Below are 388 nucleotides of genomic sequence, written 5' to 3' on the forward strand. Positions count from 1 at the left end.
GACTACCCGATGGATCTGCGCGAAGGCCCCAACAGGCTGAAGGTGGCATATACCGACGTCAGCGGCACCTTCGACTACAAACGCCGCGACATCCTGTTCGGCATGGAAAGCCGCAGCAATGTCGGCCTGCGCGTGACCAAGCACCTGCCCAACGACGGCGCCAGCGAGTTCGTGCGCATCCCGAGTGGCAACACCGCCAGCTACGCCCCGGGCACGCGGATGCGTAATTTCACCTATCAGGGTTCGGATACCGTGCTGCATTTCGGTAACGACCTGGAAATTGCCGACGACCTCTGGCTGACCACCGGCCTCGCCGCCATCTACACCCGCCGCGAAAGCGCCGTGACCTATCCGCAGGGCGGCGGCAAAACCAGTCTCAGCGACTGGG

1 protein-coding gene is annotated in these 388 nt (G+C 63.4%); it reads left to right on the forward strand.

The genetic code is table 11. The annotated features are described in order from the left end of the window. Nucleotides 1–388 (forward strand): hypothetical protein (locus tag AC0T7J_RS25495; RefSeq protein WP_473798610.1); only part of this gene is annotated, 388 nt, incomplete at both ends.

It is taken from the genome of Pantoea sp. E956-1, assembly GCF_982223955.1.